Raw genomic sequence first — 20,144 nt, forward strand, 5'->3', positions numbered from 1 at the left:
AAATCAGGCGTCGTCGCGCTCGACGCTGCCCCACAGGTCGTACTCGTCGGCGTGCTCGATGGTCACGTCGACCATGTCGCCCGGCTTCAGGCCGGTCTCGCCGTTGAGGAAGACGCTGCCGTCGATCTCCGGCGCGTCGGCGTAGGAGCGGCCGATGGCGCCGTCCTCGTCGACCTCGTCGATCAGCACGCCCAGCGTGTAGCCGACCTTCTGCTGGAGCCGCTCGGCGCTGATCGCCTTCTGGGTCTCCATGAAGCGTTCCCAGCGCTCCTGCTTGACCTCCTCCGGCACGGCGCCGGGGATGTCGTTGGCGACGGCGCCTTCGACCGGCTCATACTTGAAACAGCCGACGCGGTCGAGCTGGGCCTCCTTCAGCCAGTCCAGCATGAACTGGAAGTCCTCCTCCGTCTCGCCGGGGAAACCGGTGATGAAGGTGGAGCGCAGGACCAGATGCGGGCACTCGTCGCGCCACTTGCGGATGCGGTCGAGCTGCTTTTCCTGGGCCGCCGGGCGGCGCATCGCCTTCAGCACCGTCGGCGAGGCGTGCTGGAACGGGATGTCGAGGTAGGGCAGGATCTTGCCCTCGGCCATCAGCGGGATGACCTCGTCGACGTGGGGGTAGGGGTAGACGTAGTGCAGGCGGACCCACAGGTCGAAGTTCGCCAGCTCCGTGCACAGGTCGAAGAAGCGGGTGCGGACCGAACGGTCGTACCACATCTCCTGCTTGAACTTGGTGTCGATGCCGTAGGCGCTGGTGTCCTGCGAGATCACCAGCAGTTCCTTGACGCCGGCCACCGCCAGCTTCTCGGCCTCGCGAAGCACCGAGGTGATCGGCCGGCTGACCAGATCGCCGCGGATCGACGGAATGATGCAGAAGGTGCAGCGGTTGTTGCAGCCTTCGGAAATCTTCAGATAGGCGTAGTGGCGCGGGGTCAGCCGCAGCCCTTCCGGCGGCACCAGATCGGTGAAGGGGTCGTGGCGCGGCGGCAGCGCGTCGTGGACGGCGGTGACCACCTGTTCGTACTGGTGGGGGCCGGTGACGGCCAGCACGCCGGGGTGGGTCTGCCGGATCACGTCCGGTTCGACGCCCATGCAGCCGGTGACGATGACCCGCCCGTTCTCCTTGATCGCCTCGCCAATGGCGTCCAGCGACTCCTTCTTGGCGCTGTCCAGGAAGCCGCAGGTGTTGACGAGCACCACGTCGGCGCCGTCGTAGGAGGCCGAGATCTCGTACCCCTCGGCGCGCAGGCGGGTGAGGATGCGCTCGGAATCGACGAGCGCCTTCGGGCAGCCGAGGCTGACGATGCCGACCTTGGGGGCGGACTTTGAAACGGACGATGCGGTCATCGCGCGCATATACAGGCGATCGGGGGACCAACGCCAGCAAAACCTGCGGCGGAATGGCCGCCATGCCCGGCAAGCCGGGGCGGACGCGCGCCGTACGGGAACAGCGGGTGCGACAATTCGCAACCGGCGGCATGGTCTGGCGCTGTTCCGTTTTGCAGGCTGCCGAACTAAAGTACCGCCACGCGCCGTAGGGCTGACGGGTTTCAGAATCGAACATCCGTCCAGCCATGGTACGGACGTCAATCGTGCAGTGTCTGCACTTTGTAGAGTGACGCGGATGGAACGGACGGCATTGCGCAGAAGCGGAACGGACCGTGTGGTTTCCCTGGAGCCCATGCCGGGAATCCCGGTGTCGATGTCTCCGGTGGTCATGGCCAAAAGCCCGTCCAACAGCGCGTCACCCCAGGCGATCGCCGAGGTGATGATGCACATCGGGCACATCGCCGACAGCCTGAGCTACACGCAGGGACTGAAACCGTCGCAATGGACGGCGCTCCGCTACTTCGCCGGGGCGAACGCCAGCCAGCGCACCGTCTCGGCCTTCGCCGACTTCCACGCCACGACGCGCGGCGCCGCCTCGCAGATGGTCGAGGTGCTGGTGGGAAAGAAGCTGCTCGTTCGCGCCCCGGTGCCGGAGGACCGCCGCGTCGTTCAGCTTCACCCGACCTCGAAGGCCCTGGAACTGCTGCGTCTCGACCCGCTGGGCGAGTTCGCCGGCATCATCGCGGCGCTGCCGTCCGACGACCAGTACCAGCTTGCCGAAACCCTGACCACGTTGCTGCGCGGCCTTCTCGCGAAACGGCAATCGGCCTGACCGGCCGTTCCGACGCCCGGCCACCCCAGCGCAACAGCATCCGCCACGGTCGCAGCCGGGAATCGCGCGATCAGGAATCCGTGGTGGCCGGAACGCTGTCGAAGGGCGTGCTGACAAAGGGGTCGCCGCGACCATGGCCGGCACGGGCATGGCCGCGCTCGGTGGCCGCCTGACGGTAATAGCCGACCACGAAAACCCGCAACGCGTTGGCGAGCGACACGCCCGGCTGGCCGGAGCCGCGGCTGCCCGATCGGGACCGGCGGATCTGCTGCTCCATCCGCTCCTTCACGTCGGCGCACACCTCGTCCACCGTCAGGTCTTCCCGACGGCAGATCTCATCGAGCCCCTCCCAATAGGAGGGTTCAAGGCGGACTTGGACGGTCCTTCCGGACAACTCCAACGCGCGCCCGACCAAAGACGAAACTCCTCGGGATTGATTGTTGCGCGGCGTCTGTTTCCCTTCGCTCGCCATCACACTGCACCCTTTCCATACACGCTCGTCCTGCGCCCCCTTTCTACACTATAGCCCGAGTGCAAGAAATTTGGGGAACAAAACTTTTGGCAGGGCGCCGATGGATCAGGACAGACGCTCCGGATCTCCCGCCATATCGCGCAGAAGAGCCATATCATTGATGACGATGAAGCCTTTGGCGTAGGTGACGATGCCGGTCTTGCGCAACGCCCCCAGGCTCTTGTTCACCATTTCCCGGGTGACGCCCAGCATGTTGGCCAGGGCTTCCTGTGACAGGGGCTGCGCGATGCGCAGGCCGGCCGGCGACGGCTGGCCGTAGTTTTCGCTCAGCAGCAGCAGGCGGCGGGCCAGACGGCGGGGCACGTCGTGGAAGACGGCATCCTCGATGTTCTCGGACACCCAGCGCAGGCGTTCGCAGAGCACGATCATCATGCGGGTGCACAGGCGGGGGTGGCGCTCGAGGAAGGGAATGAAATCGATGCGGTCGATCCGGTAGAGGGCGGTCGGACGCAGGGCCACGGCGGCGGCGGTCCGCTCGCGCCCGTCGAGCAGGCCGATCTCGCCGAGGACGTCGCCGGCGTCCAGAATGTTCAGCAGCATCGTCTTGCCGTCGGCCGACGAGGTGCGGATGGCGATCTGGCCCTTCAGCACCGCGTAGAGGCAGTCCCCAGGATCGCCCTTATCGAAGATGACCTGATCGGCGTCGAAGCGGAGCGTACGACCGAGCGACACCAGCTCCATCATCTGATCCGCGTCCAGTTCTCCCAGCAGACGGTTGCGCCGCAGCACCGCCGTCACATCCGTCAAGGCACTCATCCGTTCATCCCGCAGGCACGATGGCGCCCCGCGTGGGAGCGCCACGCGGGACGCGATCAGTGTAACGGAACCGTTCTCACATCGCGAGTGTCGCCGCCTCGCGCACGGCGCGCTCCCACAGGGCGGTGCGCTCGAAATGGAAGCGCGCGCCCGGTGCCGCAACGTCCTGCCCCAGATGGCGGCGCATGGTCCGCAGCATCCGCCGCGCGTCGTCGCGCTTCTGGTCGAAGCGGCCCGTCGGCAGCCAGGCCTTGAAGCCCGCCAGCTCGTCGCCCGGCAGCCCGATGTCGGCGCCCAGCCGCAGGATTCGGCCATAACCGCGTTCGCGGTAGGGCAGCTCCTTGGCGATGCCCTCCAGCCGGAAGGCCGTGTCCTGGGACAGGATACGCTCCACGGCGGCGTCGGCCAGGGTGCGGCGGATGTTGACCATCGCCTCGGACAGGGAGGGATAGCCGAGTTCCGCCGGACCATGGACGACGGCGACCTCGTCATCGTCCTCCAGCCGGCCGTCGCGGTACGCCTCGAAGATGGCCCCGACGCCGATCATGCCGAACGGATGCAGTTCCGCCGCGCGCAGCGCCCCCATGCTCGAAGCGCCGAACACCGGGATGCCCGCGTGGATGGCGAAAAGGATTTCCTTGTGCCAGACCGACGGAACGCTTTCGAAGAAGCCGTCGATGATGCCGATCGCCTTGGGCTTTTCCGCGCACAGGCGGATCACGTCGCCTTGCGCCACCGGCGGCAGGAAGGTCGCGTCGAGTTCGGACGCGGCGTCGCGGGCGGGAAGGGTGGGGCCGAGAAAAACGAAAATCCCGCTCATGCGGCCTTCTCCATCGATCGGCCGAGCGCGCGGCGGCCGCGGTCGCCCAGCAAATATTCGGGGGACTCGTCCAGACCCTCCAGCCCCGGCACCACCATGCGGACCACGGGAATGCCGAACTCCGGCTTGGTCAGGTCGACCGCCACCGCCTCGTCGATGCCGCAGGCGCGCAACCGCGCGAGCTGGTGCTCCAGATCGGCCTCGATGGTCGGGGCGGCGCTTGTCGGGCAGTCGGTGAAATCGCGCAGCCCGACGCCGCCGGCGATGCGCGCCTTCCACTGGGCGTGGCGCGCCGGATCGAGATGGCGGTCGTATTCGGTGCGGGGCATGTCGTCACGGGCCCCGGCGATGAAGGTCAGCCGGCTCTGGGCCGCCTCGGTCAGGGCGCGGGACAGCGCGATCTCGCGCGCCACATGGCAGCCCATGCCGCTGGCCGGACGGATCGACTGCTGCGGCAAATCCTCGCGCTCGACAATGCGGCAGAGGAAGGCCGGAAGGCCGACGTCGCTGGTGATCTCCCAGATCCCGACATCGACGCCGGCCGCCTCGAACCGGTCGATCAACGAGCGGCAGACCGGATCGTCGACGCTGTCGAGATCGATGCGGGTGCGCTCCTGAGCCTCGGCGCCGGACAGCCGCCACATGGTGGTGGCGTCGCGCTCGATCAGTTCGGTGACGGCGTGGCTGATCGCCTCGACCCGGTGGTTGCCGGAAGCGAGACCGTTGGAGCCGGCCAGGAAGCAGCCGTTGCCGGGGGCCATCGGCATGGTGAAATTCAGGTGGACGCTCTCGAACGGCACCCATTTGCGGCCGCCGTTCAGCAGATCGTCGCCCTCGATCCACAGGATCGGGTTGTGCGGGTTGTAGGCGCTGGTCGACAGGCGGGGCAGGCGGTCGACGTCGACCACCGGATGGGTCCAGCGCATCTCCTCGAAGCTGGCGAACTTCAGGGGCAGCGTGATGCGTTCGGCGTGATAGCTCTCGATCGACTCCATGACGCCCGACGCCTTGGCGGCGGCCAGGGTCACGCCCTTGCCCTGCGACACCGAGATGGAGCGGGAGTTGGGCCGCGTCACCATCACCACGGGAATGCCGACGCTGTCCAGGCCGGTGACGTTGGCGACCCGCGTGATTCCCATGATCGGCAGGAAGGGGGTCACGCGCGCCAGGGTCTGTTCCGGCGCCGCGATCCGGTGGGTGCCGACGGTGTGGGCCTTCACCGCTTCCGCTGCGGCGGCTTGGACATCGAGAAGATCGAAGGGCATCGCGGCTCGCTCAATCTCAATCGCGACGGGGACGGGCTCGGCGCTGCTCCGTCCGGTTCATGGCCGGCCTTGCTTGGGTGGAGGCGGTCACGAACCGGGACGGGAAGCCAGAAGGCGATCAGAAGCCGGAGGTGATGACCATCCGGCCCGATTCCAGATCGGTCGGATCGAAGGTGGCGCGGTCGCCGGCGCGCATCGCGGCGCGAACCGGGGTGGGGCGGGCCTCGGCGACTTCGGACACACCGTCGCCGGTCACGACATACAGACGGCCGTCGGCGCCGCGGATCGTCGAGGTCTTCGAGAGGCTCATGGACATTGGCTGTTCCTCGGGTCACTGGGTTGTTGATGGGGAACAGCTTTGCATTCGAAGCTATGCACGGATGTGAAAAACTTCACATCGCGAACTGGCGCCGGGAGGCTAGACAGGCCGGACAGCGCGCCCTCCCTCCGGGTCCGCGCGACCACCGAAGGGCATCGCCGATGATCCATCTCGAGAATTCCGCCGCCCGGAACGCGCCGTCCTCTCCCGCGTCCCCGGCTCCGGCCGATGCCGCCGACCTGATCTCCTGGCCGCTGGTCGTTGCCCGGACGATCCCGCTGGACGGGCGCCACGTCCGCCTGCGGCTGGAGACGGCGGTGTGGGACGGGCTGGACGCCATCGCCGCCGAGGAAGGCCGCGGGGTCCGGGATCTGTGCGGTGAACTGAACGCTGCCCGGCCGGCCAACACCCCGCTGACCAGCGCGATCCGCAACCATGTCCTCGCCCATTTCCGGAACGCCGCGCAGCGGTGAACAGGCGACGGCGAACGGGCGGCGGCGAGGTGTCGGAAAGGGTAGGACGCAGCTCCTACCGCACGCGGAGACTGTGCAGCCGTGGCCGGCCAAGGCTGCGGCAGTCCTCCACCAGCCGTGGCATGTCGAGCGTCCGGGCGAGGTCGGTTGCGCGGGCCAGCGCGTCGGCGCAGCCTGAGGACTCCGCGCCGGCCGCCCGCAAGGCCATGGCGATGGCGAGGAGCGCGCGCGCCTGATAGGCGAGCTGGCCGGTTGCCGTGGCGTCGCGCAGGGCGTCCTGGGCGGTCGCCAGCGCCCCGGCGGGATCGCCCGCCAACAGCCGCGACTCCGCATCCCAGATGCGGACCTGCGGGACGCTGACACGGGGGTAGAGCGGATGGACCGCGTTGCCCTGTCGCCGGAACGCGTCGTAGCTGTCCTCGAACAGCGCCATCCCTTCGTCGACACGGCCAAGACGGGCCAAGCAATGCCCGATCCCGGCGGTGACCAGCGGCAGCCAGAGAGAGGATTTGGTCGCGCGGCACAGCGCCCGCGCTTCCGACAAGGCGGACATGGCCTGTTCCGGCTGGCCGAGAAGCAGCAAAGCCCAGCCGAAATGCGAATAGGCGAATATCCGCGAAAAGATATGCCCGGACCGTTCGGCAAGCTCAACCGCCGCGCTGCCCTGCGCGACGGCATCCTGCGGCCGGGCCATCTCGGCCAGCGAACGGGAGGTGACGCTGCGGATCGTCACCTCGGCGGAGGCCGCGAGGCCGTAGCGCTCGTGCCGCGGATCGGCCCCCAGCAGGCCGGCCCCCTCTTCGAGGATGCGGCACGCCTTTCCGAACAGCCCCTTGTCGGCGAGAACGCCGCCGAGCCTGACGAGAAGCTGGACACGGCTCCGCCGGCTGCCCGCCGCCGGCAGCACCGACAGCCCCTCCTCGCACAGCGCGATGGCCTCGTCCAATTTGCCGTAGGCCCAGGTGAAGGAGGCCAACATGGACGTGGCGTCGGCGTGACCGCGCCAATCGCCGTGATGGACCGACAGGGCCTTGGCCCGGTCGATCATGTCGTGGATGTTGGTCGCCCCCTGCGGCAGAAGCACGCGGGGCAGGGCGATGGACAGCCGGATCATGCGGCCGATGCCGCGCGGCGACGTCGGCAGATGGGCCAGGGCGTTGATCGCCGTGCCGTATTTCTCGCTGGCGCTCGCCAGCTTGGAACGCTCCTCGGCCCGCCGCCCGGCCCGCCACCCGCAGGCGTAGGCATACGGCCAGTTCTCCGCCATGAAGGCGTGGTGGGCCATCAGATCGATCCGGTTGGGCAGATCATGCTCGCGCCGCTGCCGGATCGCCTGAAGCACCCGCGAGTGCAGAATCCGACGGTCGGCCTTGGTCAGGGTGGCGTAGGCGACCTCGCGGACCAGCGCGTGGTTGAAGGCGTATTCGAGATTCGGCAGCAGCCGGGCGCGCAGGATGAAGCCGGCCCGCTCCAGATAGGCGAGCTGGACCGGCAACGCCGATTCCGAGACCGCCGACAGCGCGCGCAGCAGTCCGGCGTCGAAGGTCGGCCCCACCACCGCCGCGTTCATCAGCAAACGGCGCGGCTCGGTGTCCATCAGGTCGATGCGGGCGGCCAGCAGGCCGTGCAGCGAGCGCGGGAGATTCCGCACCGCCGCGGCGTTGGCCAGACGGTAGCCGCCGGGCGTGCCGGAGATCGCCCCGGTCGCCTCCAGAGTGCGCAGAATCTCCTCGAGATAGAGGGGAATGCCCTGGCTGCGTTCGGTCACCTGGGTCTTCAGGTCGGCGAGCGACCAGTCCGGCCCCAGCCAGTGGTTCAGGAAACGCTGCACCTGCCCGTTGTCGAGCGTGTCCAGGTCGATCCGGCGCGCGCCCTTGGGAACGCTCCAACCCTCGGGAGCGGATTCGAGCCGCAGCGCCGGAGGACGCATGGTGGCGAGCAGCAGGATTCGCGCCCGGCTGCCCGGCAGGGCGGCGGCGAGGGCATTGAGCAGCCGCGCCATCACCGGGCGCGCCCAATGGGCATCCTCGACGAGCAGCAGCATCGGGCGCGAGTCGGCCACATCGGGCGATGCCAGTTCCAAAACCGCGCCGACCAGCCCGTCGATCGCCAGACTCAGCTTCTGCGACGGATCCAGCCCGGGCCAGAGCGCGTCCTCCGGCGGCAGGCCGAACAGGTCGCGCACCGCGTCGGCGGCGAGCGAGCCGCCCCGGCGCGCCGCCGCCGCCGCGACCCGGAGAGGCCCGTCGCCGCTCGCCGTGCCGGCGGTCTGGACGGCGAGGCTGAGCGCCACCGCCTCCAGATCGTCGGGATCGCCCAGCCGGCGGATCGGCATCTGCGGCCAGGGCACGACGTTCCAGCGCCGGCTGCGCGGATCGCGGAAGAACTCCCCGACCAGCCGCGACTTGCCGATCCCGGCCTCGCCACGCAGGACCAGCAGGGCCGGCGAGCCGGCCTCCGCCATGTCGGCCATCGACAGCAACGTCGCCACCTCGGCCTCGCGGCCCACGAAGGGGGCGTCGGACGACCGCAGCATGTCCGTCGCGGTGCGCCGCACCGCCCGCGCGCCCTCCAGCGTGAAGGCCGGAATCGGCACGGCCCCCTTCGCCAGGGTCAGGCTGCCGACCGGCCGCGCCACGACTCCGACCGGAATCAGGTCGAGCGTGTCGCAACTGAACTGGGCGGTGTTGGGGTCGGCGCGCTGCTGGAGCTTGGCGGCGGCATGGACGCATTCGCCGACCATCCGGTAATCGGCCCACACGCCGCTTTCCACCACATGGGCGACGACGTCGCCCGAACTGATGCCGATGCGCACCTGGAAGGCGGGCAGGTCGGAGTCCACCGTGGCGCGGACGATGTCCTGCGCGGCCAGACAGGCGCGCAGGGCGTGGTCCTCCTGGGCGTCGGGAGCGCCGAACACCGCCATGAAACCGTCGCCGAGCAGCTGGGACACCATGCCGTCGTAGCGTGGAACCACATCGACCAGGGTGTTCAGGATCGACAGCAGGATCTCGTCGGCGTCCTCGGGGTCGCGGCCGGCCACCAGGGCGGAGGAGCTGACGATGTCCACGAACATCGTGGTCAGGAGCTTGCGCTCCGGACCCTTGCCGCGCACAGGGCGTGCAAGCTCACGGGGCGAACCGCCCCCGATGCCTCCCATCGTCGCCCCGGCCATCGGCCCGGTTATGGCCCGCCCGGCCACCGCCATGTCCGCCCCCTGCGGAGTTCGCGTTGACATATTAGAGCATGCATTTTGCCATTTGTGGATATCCAAGCGAGGCATTTGAGATTCTTTTTCGCCTCAGACCGGCAATACATACGTGAGTATGGATGCCTGAACAAAAAAGAAGCGCCACGTCCAGACGTGGCGCTTCTTTCTTGTTCGGCAAGGGCGTGTGCGGGGACGCCGTCAGCGACGGACGGCGATGCCCTCGACCTGCGAAACGTCGCGAACGGCGCCACGGTCGGCGCTGGTGGTCAGGGCCGCGTAGGCGCGCAGGGCGGGGGACACCACGCGGTCGCGGGCCGCCGGCTTCCAGCCGTCCGCTCCCCTGGCGTTCATCGCGTCGCGGCGGCGCTGGAGTTCCTCGTCGCTGACCGCGAGACGAATGATCCGGTTGGGGATGTCGATCTCGACGCGGTCGCCTTCCTCGACCAGGCCAATGGCGCCGCCACCCGCCGCCTCCGGCGAGACATGGCCGATCGACAGGCCCGAGGTGCCGCCGGAGAAGCGGCCGTCGGTGACCAGCGCGCAGGCCTTGCCCAGCCCCTTCGACTTCAGATAGCTGGTCGGGTAGAGCATCTCCTGCATGCCCGGGCCGCCGCGCGGGCCTTCGTAGCGGATGATGACGACGTCGCCGGCCTTCACCGTGTCGCCGAGGATGCCGGCGACCGCGTCGTCCTGGCTTTCGAACACGCGGGCCGGACCGGAGAAGACGAGGTTGGAGGCGTCGACGCCCGCCGTCTTCACGATGCAGCCCTTCTCGGCGATGTTGCCGAACAGCACGGCGAGGCCGCCATCCTGGCTGAACGCCTTGTCGGCCTTGCGGATGACGCCGGCCTCGCGGTCGAGGTCGAGTTCCGGCCAGCGGCGCTCCTGGCTGAAGGGCACCACGGTCGGGATGCCGCCGGGGGCGGCCTTGTAGAGGGTGTGGACGGCGGGATCCTGGGTGCGCACCACGTCCCAGCGGTCGATCGCCTCGCCCAGCGTCGGGGCGTGGACGGTCGGGACGGAGCGGTGGAGCAGGCCGGCGCGGTCCAGCTCGCCGAGGATGCCGAAGATGCCGCCGGCGCGGTGCACGTCCTCGATATGGACGTCGGAGACGGCGGGCGCCACCTTGCAGACGTTGGGAACGTGGCGCGACAGCCGGTCGATGTCGGCCATGGTGAAGTCGACCTCGCCCTCCTGCGCGGCGGCCAGGATGTGCAGGACCGTGTTGGTCGAACCACCCATGGCGATGTCGAGCGTCATCGCGTTCTCGAAGGCTTCCTTGGTGGCGATGCCGCGCGGCAGGGCGGTGGCGTCCTCCTCCTGGTACCAGCGGCGGCAGAGATCCACCGCCATGCGGCCGGCGGCGAGGAACAGCTCCTTGCGGTCGGCATGGGTGGCCAGGATGGTGCCGTTGCCGGGCAGAGACAGGCCGAGCGCCTCGGTCAGGCAGTTCATCGAGTTGGCGGTGAACATGCCGGAGCAGGAGCCGCAGGTCGGGCAGGAGCCGCGCTCCATCTCCGCCGCCTCCTCGTCGGACACGGTCGGGTCGGCGGCGGCGACCATGGCGTCGATCAGGTCGACGGCCTTGGTCTTGCCGCGCCAGTTGACCTTGCCGGCTTCCATCGGGCCGCCCGACACGAAGATCGCCGGGATGTTCAGCCGCATCGCCGCCATCAGCATGCCGGGCGTGATCTTGTCGCAGTTTGAGATGCAGACCAGCGCGTCGGCGCAATGGGCGTTCGCCATGTACTCGACCGCGTCGGCGATCAGCTCGCGCGAGGGCAGGCTGTAGAGCATGCCGCTGTGGCCCATGGCGATTCCGTCGTCGACGGCGATGGTGTTGAATTCCTTGGCGACGCCACCGGCCTTCTCGATCTCGCGGGCGACGAGCTGGCCCAGATCCTTCAGATGGACGTGCCCCGGTACGAATTGGGTGAAGGAGTTCGCGATGGCGATGATCGGCTTGCCGAAGTCACCGTCCTTCATGCCGGTCGCCCGCCACAGTCCGCGGGCGCCCGCCATGTTGCGGCCGTGGGTGGAGGTGCGGGAACGGTAATGCGGCATGGATTTTGTCCTCGACTGGTCGCGCGGATGCGGATTGGCGAAAGGATGGAACGAAACAGGTGGGCACCTTAGCAATCTCCTGTCGCGCTTTCCAGAGCCGCGAAGGACGCGTAGGCCAGCCATGCACACCGCACCAACCGCCGAGCCATACGCGCGCCCATCGACACGCGAATCGCCCGCAAGCACCCCGAAACCATGCCGCAATCCGGTGGACGCGCCGGTTGCCTCGGTGGGAAAGCTCCCCGAGCAGGCCCGAAGCGCCGCGCCGGCCCCCCAGCTAGCGTGCCGCCGCCCCCTTGCCATTGTCCTTGCGCGACCCACGGGCCGCCTTCGGCTCGGCCGGCTTGCCGGCCGCGGCGGATTTCGCCGCCGGGGGCTTGGCGGCCTTCGGCGCTGCCTTGCCCGCCGCCTTCGTACCGGCGGCCACCGCCGACAATCCCTCGGCAGCGGCGCGGGTGCCCTTGGCGGCGGCCTTGCGGGAAGGCTTCACAGCCGTGCCGGCGCGGTCCTCGGCGCGGATTTCCGCTTCGGCCTGCGCCCAATGCTCGTCATGGCGGCCGTCCGGATGGCCCTCGCGCTCCCAGATTTCGTGGGCACGACGGCTGATACGCTCCTGAATATCCTGGGGATCGCTCATTGTTTCCTGCTCCTCGGCCAGAATCGCTTTGTGACAGCTTCCCGCCGACGTTGAGAAGCCGCTCCTATGGGGCACCCCGAATGACCGGTCACGCCGGCACCGGCCCCTTCTCGTCGAGGACCGGAGCCCGCGCGTCCAGCCGGCGCTCGATCAGGCTGGCCAAATCGTCCATGCCCATGCCGGTGGCCGCGGAGACCGGCAGGCTTTCGCCGGCCTTACCGTCCAGCATCCGCAAGGCGAGCGCGGCCCGCGCGGTGCCTGCCAGGCGGTCGGCCTTGGTGAACACCTCCAGCAGCCGGGGGTCGTTCACCGGATCGATGCCGAGGTCGCGCAGCAGCGTGTCCACGGCCATGGCCCGCGCGGCCTGTTCCGGATCGGCGGCGTCCCGCACATGCAGGATCAGGTCCGCCTCGCGCACCGCGTCGAGCGTCGCCGCGAAGGCGGTGATCGCGCCATGCGGCAGATCGGCCAGAACGGGCAGGCCCATGACGAGATCGACGGCCCGGCCCGACGGAAGCGACGCCCCGACCGCCGCCGCGCCGGGCGAGGTTCGGCCGGACAGCCGGGCGAGCAGGGTCGAGACGCCGGCACCGGCGTAACCGACCAGCGCGACGGACGGGATGCCGGCCGCCCTGCGCCGTTCCCGCGTCCGGGCCTTGCGCTGGCGAAGGTCGGCCAGACCGCGCTTCAGGCCGGCGATCCGCTCGGTCAGCAGGCGCCGGTGGCTCTCCAGCAGCGCGTCGCCGGGAATCCCGCCGGATGAGGCGGTCTGGAAACCCAGCCCGTCCCATCGCTTGTCCGGGCGGCTCCAGCAACGCACCGACCGCCCACGCTGGAAACGGAGGATGGCGAGGTCGGCCTGCATCCGCGCTTCGGCGTCGGCGCCCTGGGCGCCCTGCGATTCCCCCAGCGCTTCAAGGATCAGACCGCAGCGGTCCAGAACCTTGACGAGGCAGCCGCGCTCCAGCGTGCGCTGCTGCAAGGCGGTCAACGGATGGTCGATCACCAGCAGGTCGGCGTGGAACGCCTCCACCAACCCGCCGAGACGCTCCAGGCCCGGACGCCCGAACAGGGAATTGGCCTTCGGCTGTTCCAGGGAAACCGTTTCCGCGTGCAGCACCGCCGCCCCGATGCCGCGGGTCAGCCGCACCGCCTCGTCCAGGCGCGCGGCCGCGGCGGGGGCGGGCGGGTCGGTGGCCAGGATGGGGGTCACGACCAGCGCCCGGGCGACGGGTGCCGTGGGATCGGTTTCGGAAAACAGCGTCATGGGGTCTTCCCGGCTCTCTGGAAACGGCCGCGCGCCTTCAGGCGTCCGGATGGTACGGCGTGCGCGGGCGGCGCCTTATCAACAGAGCGCCTTCGGACACGGTTCCCAAGGGGACCGGACTCGTGTCACAACCCGGCGCTGCCGCCGACCGGATCAGAGCCCGACCATGCCGTCCACCCCCTCCCGCCCCTCGCCGCTTCCTCGCCTTTCGCAAGCCCCCTGGTGGGCCCTGTGCACCGGCATTGCCGCGGCCATTGCGCTTTCGGTGCTGATCTTCGGATTCCGGCTGCCCTACTGGATGCACGCCGACCAGGATCTGGTCCTGGTCTATCACGGGCTTCTGTTCGGCGACGGCTTGCCGCAGGAGTATTTCGACCATCCGGGATACGGCTATTTCCTGGTCGTCGATGCCTGGTTCCGAGCGCTGCACGCGCTGGGGCTGCTGCCCATCGCCACGCTGTCGGCCTTGCCGCCCGCCAGCGACGCCGCCGCCACGGCGGCGGCGTGGCAGCATCTGGTCGAGGCCGGGCGGGCGCTGTCGATCGCGCTGGTCGCCCTGTTCGCCGTCGTCTACGCGACGCTGGTCCGCAGCCTCGTCGGCGACCGGCGGGTGGCCTTGCTGGCCGGGATCGTGATGGCGTTCGGAGTCGGGCTGACGGCGCAGGGCCGGCAGATGCGGACCGATCTGCTCTCCGCCGGCCTGGTCGTCACCGCCCTGCTGCTGGTGCTGGTCGCGGTGCGGCGTCCGCCGGGAGGAAAGCCGGTCCTGCTGCTCGGCCTTGCCGGGCTGCTGACCGGGCTGGCGATGGTCACCAAGGTCCAGGCGGTGTTCCTGGCGCTGGGCATTCCGGTCGCGGCCCTGCTGTTCGGGCAGCGGTTCGAGCCCGCCGCCCGGACGCGGGGGTCCCGGTCTCCGTGGGCTCTGGCCGCCGTGACGGCACTCCTGGCGGCCGCCGCGCTGGTTCCGGCTCTCGCGCTCGTCGCCGAGGGCATCGCCGGCTGGGGACAGGCGCTCTACCCCTACAAGCCGGTGGGCGGCGGTCTGTCCGGGCATTACCAGGGGCTGGTCGCCGGCTGGATCCTGCTGGGCATGGCGGTGGTCGCCGCGGTGCTGCGGGTGCCGCCGGCCCACGCCGTGACGGCGGCGGCGGCGGTCCTGCTCGGGCTGGCGCTGGGGCTGCTGGCGCTCGACCTCCGCTACAACGTTCAGAACGTCATCGCCGTCGCCAACTTCGTCGAGCACATGTTCGTCTTCACCAGCTGGCGCCACGCCACCGCGTTGCAGGGACAGGAGCAGGTGGTGGGCGAGGGGCTGCTGACGCTGCTGCTGTCCGGGGTCGGCCGGACTCTGGCGATCCGCACCATCGTCCTGCATCCCGACAACATCCCGCAGACGATCATCGTCGAATGGTTCGCCCTGGCGGGCGCCGTGGCGCTGTGGCGGCGCGGCGAGCGGCTGGCCGCCGTCCAGGCTCTGTTCCTGCTGCTGGTCGCCTGGGGGCTGGAGGCGCTGTTCTCGCTGCGCGGCTTCCAGCGCGCCTACGCCGCCTACACCGACCCGCTGGCGATCCTGTCGGCGGCCTGGGTGCTGGCGCGGATGCCCGGGCTTCTCGACCGCACCCGGTCGCGGCGCGCCATCCTCGGCGGGGTGGCGCTGGTGGTGGTCGCGGCGCACGCCTGGCCGATCATCGAGACCCGCCGCCTGCCCAACCCGACGACGCATTGCGAGTGGATTCCCACCTACATGCCGCGGGTCGGGCCGTTCCCCTTCTGCCGCTGACCGGACCGCGACGGGCAGGGAAAAAGCTCGCGGGGCCGTTCAGCCCCGCACGCGATCCAGAGCGGCCAGCACGCCGGCGCTGTCCATCTCGGCGAAATCCGGCCGCCGGTGCATGACCACGCGCGGCCCCGAGGACTGGGTCGGCCCCGACGCGTTGGAATAGACGGCCACGGTCGGGCATCCGACCGCGGCGATCAGCTGGGTCGGGCCGGTGTCGTTGCCCACCGCCCCCCAGGCCCGGCGCGCCAGCCCGCCCAGTTCGGGAACGCTGGTCCGGCCGGTCAGGTCCACGGTCCCGGGACAGGCATCGGCGATGGAGCGGGCCAGTTCGGATTCGATCCCGGTGCCGACGACCACCGGCGTCACCCCCCGCCCGGCCAGGGCGGTCGCCACCTCGGCGTAGCGGCGCACCGGCCAGCGCTTGTCGGGCCGGCCGGGCGAGGAGCCGGGAACCAGCAGGGCAAAGGGCGCGGCGATGCCGAAATGGCCGATGTCGGCATCGAGCCAGGACAGGTCCGGCACCGGATCGGGCACGATGCCGAAGGGCGCCAGCTGCCGGGCGTAGCGTTCGACGGCGGCGACCCGCCGACGGCCCTCGTAGCGGTCGGGGTGCGAGGCTCCGCGCGCCGTGCCCGACCATTCGGGCCAGGGACCGGGAAACAGCAGGGGAAAATAGCGGTTGGTGCGGGACTGCGATTGCAGATCGTAGACACGGTCGAAGCGTCCGGCGCGCAGGATCCGCCGGACCGCCAGATAGGCCGCCAGCGAACGCTCGCGCGGATCCTCCAGGACCTCGTCGAACAGGCCGCTGAGCCGGGCGAGGGGGGCCAGCGACGGCAGGGTCATGAGCGACAGATGGTCGGCCGCGTGGTGGCGCCGGATCGCCGCGAAAGCCGTCTGCGCCAGGAAGAAATCGCCGAAGGCCCCCAGCTTGATGACGAGGATGCGGCAGGGCCGGGCAGGGGGGGCGGCAGGGATCATCGCTCGTCCGCCGGAACGCGGGCGGCCAGCCGCAGCACCAGGCCGGCGGCGAGGAAGCCGGCCATCCACCACGCCTGCCAGATGCCGTAGGCGGTGCTGCCCATCGCCAGCGCCGTCGCGAACAGCGCCAGCGCGAAGGGTTGGTCGCGCTCGGCCATGCGCCCGGTCCCGGCCAGAAGCATCAGGGTCGCGCCCAGCGCCAGCGCGGCCCCGGCCCCTCCCAGTTCCAGCCAGACCTGGAGGAAGGCGTTGTGCGGGTGCAGCGGCAGCAGGCTGTCGCCGATTTCCACGAAGCGGGACACCTCGCCCTGTGGCGTCAGCGCGCGGGAGGAATCGATTCCCTGACCGAGAAGAGGGGTTTGGAGCGCACGGTTCGCCGCCAGCCCCCAGATCTCGATCCGGTGGCGGGCGGAATGGAACAGCCAGTCCGCTCCTTCCAGGTTCAGGACACGGTCGAGGAACAGGGCCACCGGAACGACGGCGACGAAGGCGAAGGCCACGATGGTCCCCAGCGCCTGCCGGGCGCGGCGGGCCGACCAGCAGGCCAGGGCGAAGGTAGCGATGCCGACGGCGATGCCGAGAATGGCCGAACGGCTGGTCAACGGCAGACAGACCAGCGCGTAGGCCACCGGCACCAGCAGGGCGGCGGCGCGATGCCCGGCCCGGTCGACGACCAGCGCGGCCGGCCAGACCAGCAGGCAGAGCAGGGCGGCGGTGCGCTTGGGGACGTTGCTGTGGATGAGGTGGATGAGTTCCTCGTCGGGAATCGCGTTCCACCACCGATGCAGCGGGAAATCCAGCAGCGCCTCGACGCCGAACACGGCGACGCCAGCCAGGAAGCCGGCAAGGAACAGGCCGGCGAGCCGCCGCGCCTCCACCCCCGGCATCTGCGACACCCAGGCCCCGCCGGCCAGGGCGCCCAACGCGATGTAGGCGATCTCCAACACCGTGACGCCGTCGCGTCCGGACGGGCTCCACACGGTCGACAGGAGAGCCAGCAACAGGAAGGCGCCGACCACGGCGACCGCCGGCAGGGAGCGCGCCATCCGGCCCAGCGCGCGGCGGCGGGCCAGCCCCGCCAGGGCGATGACGGTGAAGAGAATGGCCCACACCGGCAGGCCGCGCGGCGCCAGGGCCGCGAGCGGGCCGAGCAGCCCGGCGACCGTTCCGGCCGCCGCCGCGAGCAACGCATCGGGCAGGCCGGTCGAGGAATCGTGACGCGACGAGGAGATGGCCATGGGCTCAACGGGACAGCGAGGACCGGCGGCGACTTAACAGAAGTCCCGGCTTGAAAGCAACCGGCACCGCCCGACGGTGCTCGTCGCCGATCCCGGACGGCCGGCGCTTCCCTAAGAACGCCTGACGCCGTTCCGTTCAGGCCAGCAGGTCGGCGTGCTGCTTGTGCCGCTGAATCCACAGGGCGGCGTAGCTGCACACCGGCACCACCTTCAACCCCTCCGCCCGCGCCTGTCCCATGACGCCCTCCATCAGCCGCCCGGCGGCACCAGTGCCGCGCAGCGACGGCGGCGCCTCGACGTAGGAGATCAGCAGGGTGCCGCCACTGCGCCGGTAGTCGGCGAAGACGGTCTGTCCGCCGACGGCCAACTCAAAACGGTTCTTCGCCCGGTTGTCGGAAAACGCTTCGCCGGAAAACGATTCGCTCATGACCCTCATCCCGTGACGATGCCCAGGGCGGCCGGCTCCGTGCCGCCCGTCTCCGCATCGTAACACGCGGTTTCGGGATTTGGACCGGGGCTACCCCAACCGCATCCGGCCAGCGCATCGCGCATATGCTCCGGCGGCGGGGCCACCGCCGTGACCCTGGGGTATTGCAGCCCGAGCTGGAAGGACACCGAACGGGCCAGCAGATGCAGGTTGCCGAAGGGCAGCCGCTCCGGCCCGTAGAAGGGCTCGCCGGTCAACGGGCAGCCGATCGCCGCGCAATGGACGCGGATCTGGTGGGTGCGCCCGGTGCGCGGCGTCAGTTCCAGCCAGGAGCGGCCGTTGCCGGTGCCGAGCACGCGGTACTCGGTGACGGCGGGCTGGCCGGTCGGGTCGGGCAGGATGGTCCAGGCGCCGGGGACGTTGCGCTTCAGCAGCGGCAGGTCGATGATTCCGCTCGACCGGTCGGGGATGCCGTCGGCGACGCCCCAATAGGTCTTCTCCACATGGCCGGCGGCGAACATCTGGCCCAGCCGCTTCAGCGCCCACGGCGTGCGCCCGAGGATCAGGCAGCCGGCGGTGTCGCGGTCCAGCCGGTGCGCCAGCTTCGGCGGCACGCCATCGGCGTCGGCGAGCGCCGGCAGATAGAGTTCGAGATGGTCGACGATCTTGCCGGCCTTGTGGACGGCCAGTCCGGCGGGCTTGTCGATGACATAGAGCCAGGGATCCTCGTAGAGGACGCGGGCGCGCAGCGAGTCGGGGGTCATGACCGCACCATGGCGGTGCCATGCCCGCGAGGCAAGCGCCAAGCGCCGCCGCCCCGCCCGGACGGCCGTGTGACAAGGTTGGGGCGGCACGGTGTCGCGGCGACGGACGCCTACCCCGATCGATCGGGGTGGAAACCCTGCAACGGCGCGACGTTCGACCGGGACCCCGGCCGATCGGCCGGTCCTAGTATCGACGGGCAAGCCATCTAGCCTTTTGTCCGGCCCCGGAAGGTTTGTTGCGCGGCCCCGGAAGGCGTGGCAGAAAGCCCATCGGAATGGCCGCGCTTCCGGCGTGGCGGTTTCTTCCCATGTCTTGCCTTTCTCGCCTCAACCACAAGAGACTTCCTATGCGGAAACCCGTGCGCAAGGTGGTGTTCCCCGTCGCCGGTCTCGGCACGCGCTTCCTGCCGGCCACCAAGGCGATCCCGAAGGAGATGCTGCCCCTGGTCGACCGGCCGCTGCTGCAGCACGCCGTCGAGGAGGCCCGCGCGGCCGGCATCGAGGATTTCGTGTTCGTCACCGGCCGCTCCAAGCGCGCCATCGAGGACCATTTCGACGCCGACACCGAGCTGAACCGCACCCTGGAAGAGCGCGGCAAGGCCGACGCCCTGGAGGAGGTGCGCCACAGCGAGATCGCGCCCGGCCGCTGCTTCTACACCCGCCAGCAGGTTCCGCTCGGCCTCGGCCACGCCGTGTGGTGCGCCCGCGCCCTGATCGGCAACGACCCCTTCGCCATCGTGCTGCCCGACGACTTCGTCCAGGGCAACACCCCCTGCCTGAAGCAGATGGTCGAGGCCTATGAGGAGGTCGGCGGCAACATCGTCGCCGTGGTCGACGTGCCGCGCGAACGCACCAGCAGCTACGGCATCCTGGACGTCGAGAAGGACGACGGCCGCCTCGCCACCGTGCGCGGCCTCGTCGAGAAGCCCAAGCCGGAGGAAGCGCCCTCGACCCTGTCGATCATCGGCCGCTACATCCTCCAGCCGGAGATCTTCGACCATCTGGAGCTGCAACAGCGCGGCGCCGGCAACGAGATCCAGCTCACCGACGCCATGGCGAAGCTGATCGGCAACCAGCCCTTCCACGGGCTGCGCTTCGAGGGCACGCGCTTCGACTGCGGCGACAAGGTCGGCTTCATCGAGGCGACCCTCGCCCACGCGCTGAAGCGGCCGGACATGGCCGACAAGGTGCGCGAGATGCTGCGCAAATATTGCTGACCGACGAGCGGCGTTGACACCACGCAACCCGCCGACGTCCCCTGACCGGGGCGGCGGCGGGTTTGCCTGTTTCGGGGACTGGCCGGCGGGGGAAGCCGGCCGATGCGAGAGAGCACAGGGGATACACGATGCGGATAGCGATGATTGGCACGGGCTATGTCGGCCTGGTGTCGGGTGCCTGCTTCTCGGAGTTCGGCGTCCACGTCACCTGCGTCGACAAGGACGCCGGCAA

19 protein-coding genes are annotated in these 20,144 nt (G+C 69.9%); 5 read left to right on the top strand and 14 right to left on the bottom strand.

The annotated features are described in order from the left end of the window. Positions 1-3: 3 nt before the first annotated feature. Positions 4-1,356 carry a 30S ribosomal protein S12 methylthiotransferase RimO gene (gene rimO, locus J2847_RS19160; RefSeq protein ID WP_209780469.1) on the bottom strand — a complete coding sequence of 451 codons (1,353 nt, stop codon included), beginning with the start codon at positions 1,354-1,356 and terminating at the stop codon, positions 4-6. A gap of 325 nt (positions 1,357-1,681) precedes the next feature. Here rimO and J2847_RS19165 point away from each other — a divergent pair, with 325 nt between their 5' ends. Further along, positions 1,682-2,161, top strand: a complete 480-nt coding sequence (locus J2847_RS19165) for a MarR family winged helix-turn-helix transcriptional regulator (RefSeq protein WP_233474626.1) — start codon at positions 1,682-1,684, stop codon at positions 2,159-2,161. Between the two features lie 70 nt (positions 2,162-2,231). Here the strand turns inward: J2847_RS19165 and J2847_RS19170 are convergent, their stop codons facing one another. The 5 genes from J2847_RS19170 to J2847_RS19190 form a co-directional block, all read right to left on the bottom strand. Further along, positions 2,232-2,633 carry a ribbon-helix-helix domain-containing protein gene (locus J2847_RS19170; RefSeq protein WP_209780470.1) on the bottom strand — a complete coding sequence of 134 codons (402 nt, stop codon included), beginning with the start codon at positions 2,631-2,633 and terminating at the stop codon, positions 2,232-2,234. Between the two features lie 105 nt (positions 2,634-2,738). Continuing rightward, positions 2,739-3,449, bottom strand: coding sequence for a Crp/Fnr family transcriptional regulator (locus J2847_RS19175; RefSeq protein ID WP_209780471.1), 711 nt, complete (start codon positions 3,447-3,449; stop codon positions 2,739-2,741). A gap of 76 nt (positions 3,450-3,525) precedes the next feature. After that, positions 3,526-4,269 carry a TfuA-like protein gene (locus tag J2847_RS19180; RefSeq protein WP_209780472.1) on the bottom strand — a complete coding sequence of 248 codons (744 nt, stop codon included), beginning with the start codon at positions 4,267-4,269 and terminating at the stop codon, positions 3,526-3,528. After that, positions 4,266-5,534: a YcaO-like family protein gene (locus J2847_RS19185; protein ID WP_209780473.1), complete on the bottom strand. Its 1,269-nt coding sequence runs from the start codon at positions 5,532-5,534 to the stop codon at positions 4,266-4,268. Before J2847_RS19185 ends, J2847_RS19180 begins: the two co-directional genes overlap by 4 nt. A gap of 118 nt (positions 5,535-5,652) precedes the next feature. Then, positions 5,653-5,844, bottom strand: a complete 192-nt coding sequence (locus tag J2847_RS19190; protein WP_233474627.1) for a hypothetical protein — start codon at positions 5,842-5,844, stop codon at positions 5,653-5,655. 170 nt (positions 5,845-6,014) lie between these two features. Between J2847_RS19190 and J2847_RS19195 the strand changes: the two genes are divergently transcribed. Next, on the top strand, positions 6,015-6,326 hold the full coding sequence (locus J2847_RS19195; RefSeq protein ID WP_209780475.1) for a ribbon-helix-helix domain-containing protein: 312 nt from the start codon (positions 6,015-6,017) through the stop codon (positions 6,324-6,326). A gap of 55 nt (positions 6,327-6,381) precedes the next feature. On the opposite strand, the gene J2847_RS19200 is transcribed toward J2847_RS19195, so the two are convergent. The 4 genes from J2847_RS19200 to J2847_RS19215 form a co-directional block, all read right to left on the bottom strand. Further along, the gene (locus J2847_RS19200; RefSeq protein ID WP_209780476.1) at positions 6,382-9,441 is read right to left on the bottom strand and encodes an ATP-binding protein; all 3,060 of its coding nucleotides are present in this window, start codon (positions 9,439-9,441) and stop codon (positions 6,382-6,384) included. A 294-nt stretch (positions 9,442-9,735) separates the two neighbouring features. Then, a complete protein-coding gene (gene ilvD, locus J2847_RS19205; protein ID WP_209780477.1) occupies positions 9,736-11,601 on the bottom strand; it encodes a dihydroxy-acid dehydratase in 1,866 nt (621 codons plus the stop codon). A 277-nt stretch (positions 11,602-11,878) separates the two neighbouring features. Continuing rightward, positions 11,879-12,238: a DUF2934 domain-containing protein gene (locus J2847_RS19210; RefSeq protein ID WP_209780478.1), complete on the bottom strand. Its 360-nt coding sequence runs from the start codon at positions 12,236-12,238 to the stop codon at positions 11,879-11,881. Positions 12,239-12,326: 88 nt separating this feature from the next. Next, positions 12,327-13,505: an HflX-like GTP-binding protein gene (locus J2847_RS19215; RefSeq protein WP_209780479.1), complete on the bottom strand. Its 1,179-nt coding sequence runs from the start codon at positions 13,503-13,505 to the stop codon at positions 12,327-12,329. Positions 13,506-13,770: 265 nt separating this feature from the next. Between J2847_RS19215 and J2847_RS19220 the strand changes: the two genes are divergently transcribed. Continuing rightward, positions 13,771-15,285, top strand: a complete 1,515-nt coding sequence (locus J2847_RS19220; protein ID WP_325169445.1) for a hypothetical protein — start codon at positions 13,771-13,773, stop codon at positions 15,283-15,285. Positions 15,286-15,324: 39 nt separating this feature from the next. On the opposite strand, the gene J2847_RS19225 is transcribed toward J2847_RS19220, so the two are convergent. The 4 genes from J2847_RS19225 to J2847_RS19240 all read right to left on the bottom strand — a co-directional run bounded on the left by J2847_RS19225 (position 15,325) and on the right by J2847_RS19240 (position 18,695). Then, positions 15,325-16,266 carry a glycosyltransferase family 9 protein gene (locus J2847_RS19225; protein WP_209780481.1) on the bottom strand — a complete coding sequence of 314 codons (942 nt, stop codon included), beginning with the start codon at positions 16,264-16,266 and terminating at the stop codon, positions 15,325-15,327. Next, positions 16,263-17,504 (bottom strand): O-antigen ligase family protein, encoded by a 1,242-nt coding sequence (locus J2847_RS19230; RefSeq protein WP_209780482.1) that lies wholly within the window; start codon positions 17,502-17,504, stop codon positions 16,263-16,265. Before J2847_RS19230 ends, J2847_RS19225 begins: the two co-directional genes overlap by 4 nt. A gap of 136 nt (positions 17,505-17,640) precedes the next feature. Further along, positions 17,641-17,931, bottom strand: a complete 291-nt coding sequence (locus J2847_RS19235; RefSeq protein WP_209780483.1) for a GNAT family N-acetyltransferase — start codon at positions 17,929-17,931, stop codon at positions 17,641-17,643. A 5-nt stretch (positions 17,932-17,936) separates the two neighbouring features. Then, on the bottom strand, positions 17,937-18,695 hold the full coding sequence (locus J2847_RS19240) for an RluA family pseudouridine synthase (RefSeq protein WP_209780484.1): 759 nt from the start codon (positions 18,693-18,695) through the stop codon (positions 17,937-17,939). Between the two features lie 347 nt (positions 18,696-19,042). Here J2847_RS19240 and galU point away from each other — a divergent pair, with 347 nt between their 5' ends. Next, complete coding sequence (gene galU / locus J2847_RS19245) at positions 19,043-19,912, top strand: UTP--glucose-1-phosphate uridylyltransferase GalU (protein ID WP_209780485.1); 870 nt, start codon at positions 19,043-19,045, stop codon at positions 19,910-19,912. Positions 19,913-20,040: 128 nt separating this feature from the next. After that, a partial coding sequence (locus J2847_RS19250) for an NAD-binding protein (protein WP_209780498.1) occupies positions 20,041-20,144 on the top strand: 104 nt, incomplete at its 3' end.

The sequence above is a fragment of the Azospirillum agricola genome (genome assembly GCF_017876095.1).
GTDB lineage: Bacteria > Pseudomonadota > Alphaproteobacteria > Azospirillales > Azospirillaceae > Azospirillum > Azospirillum agricola.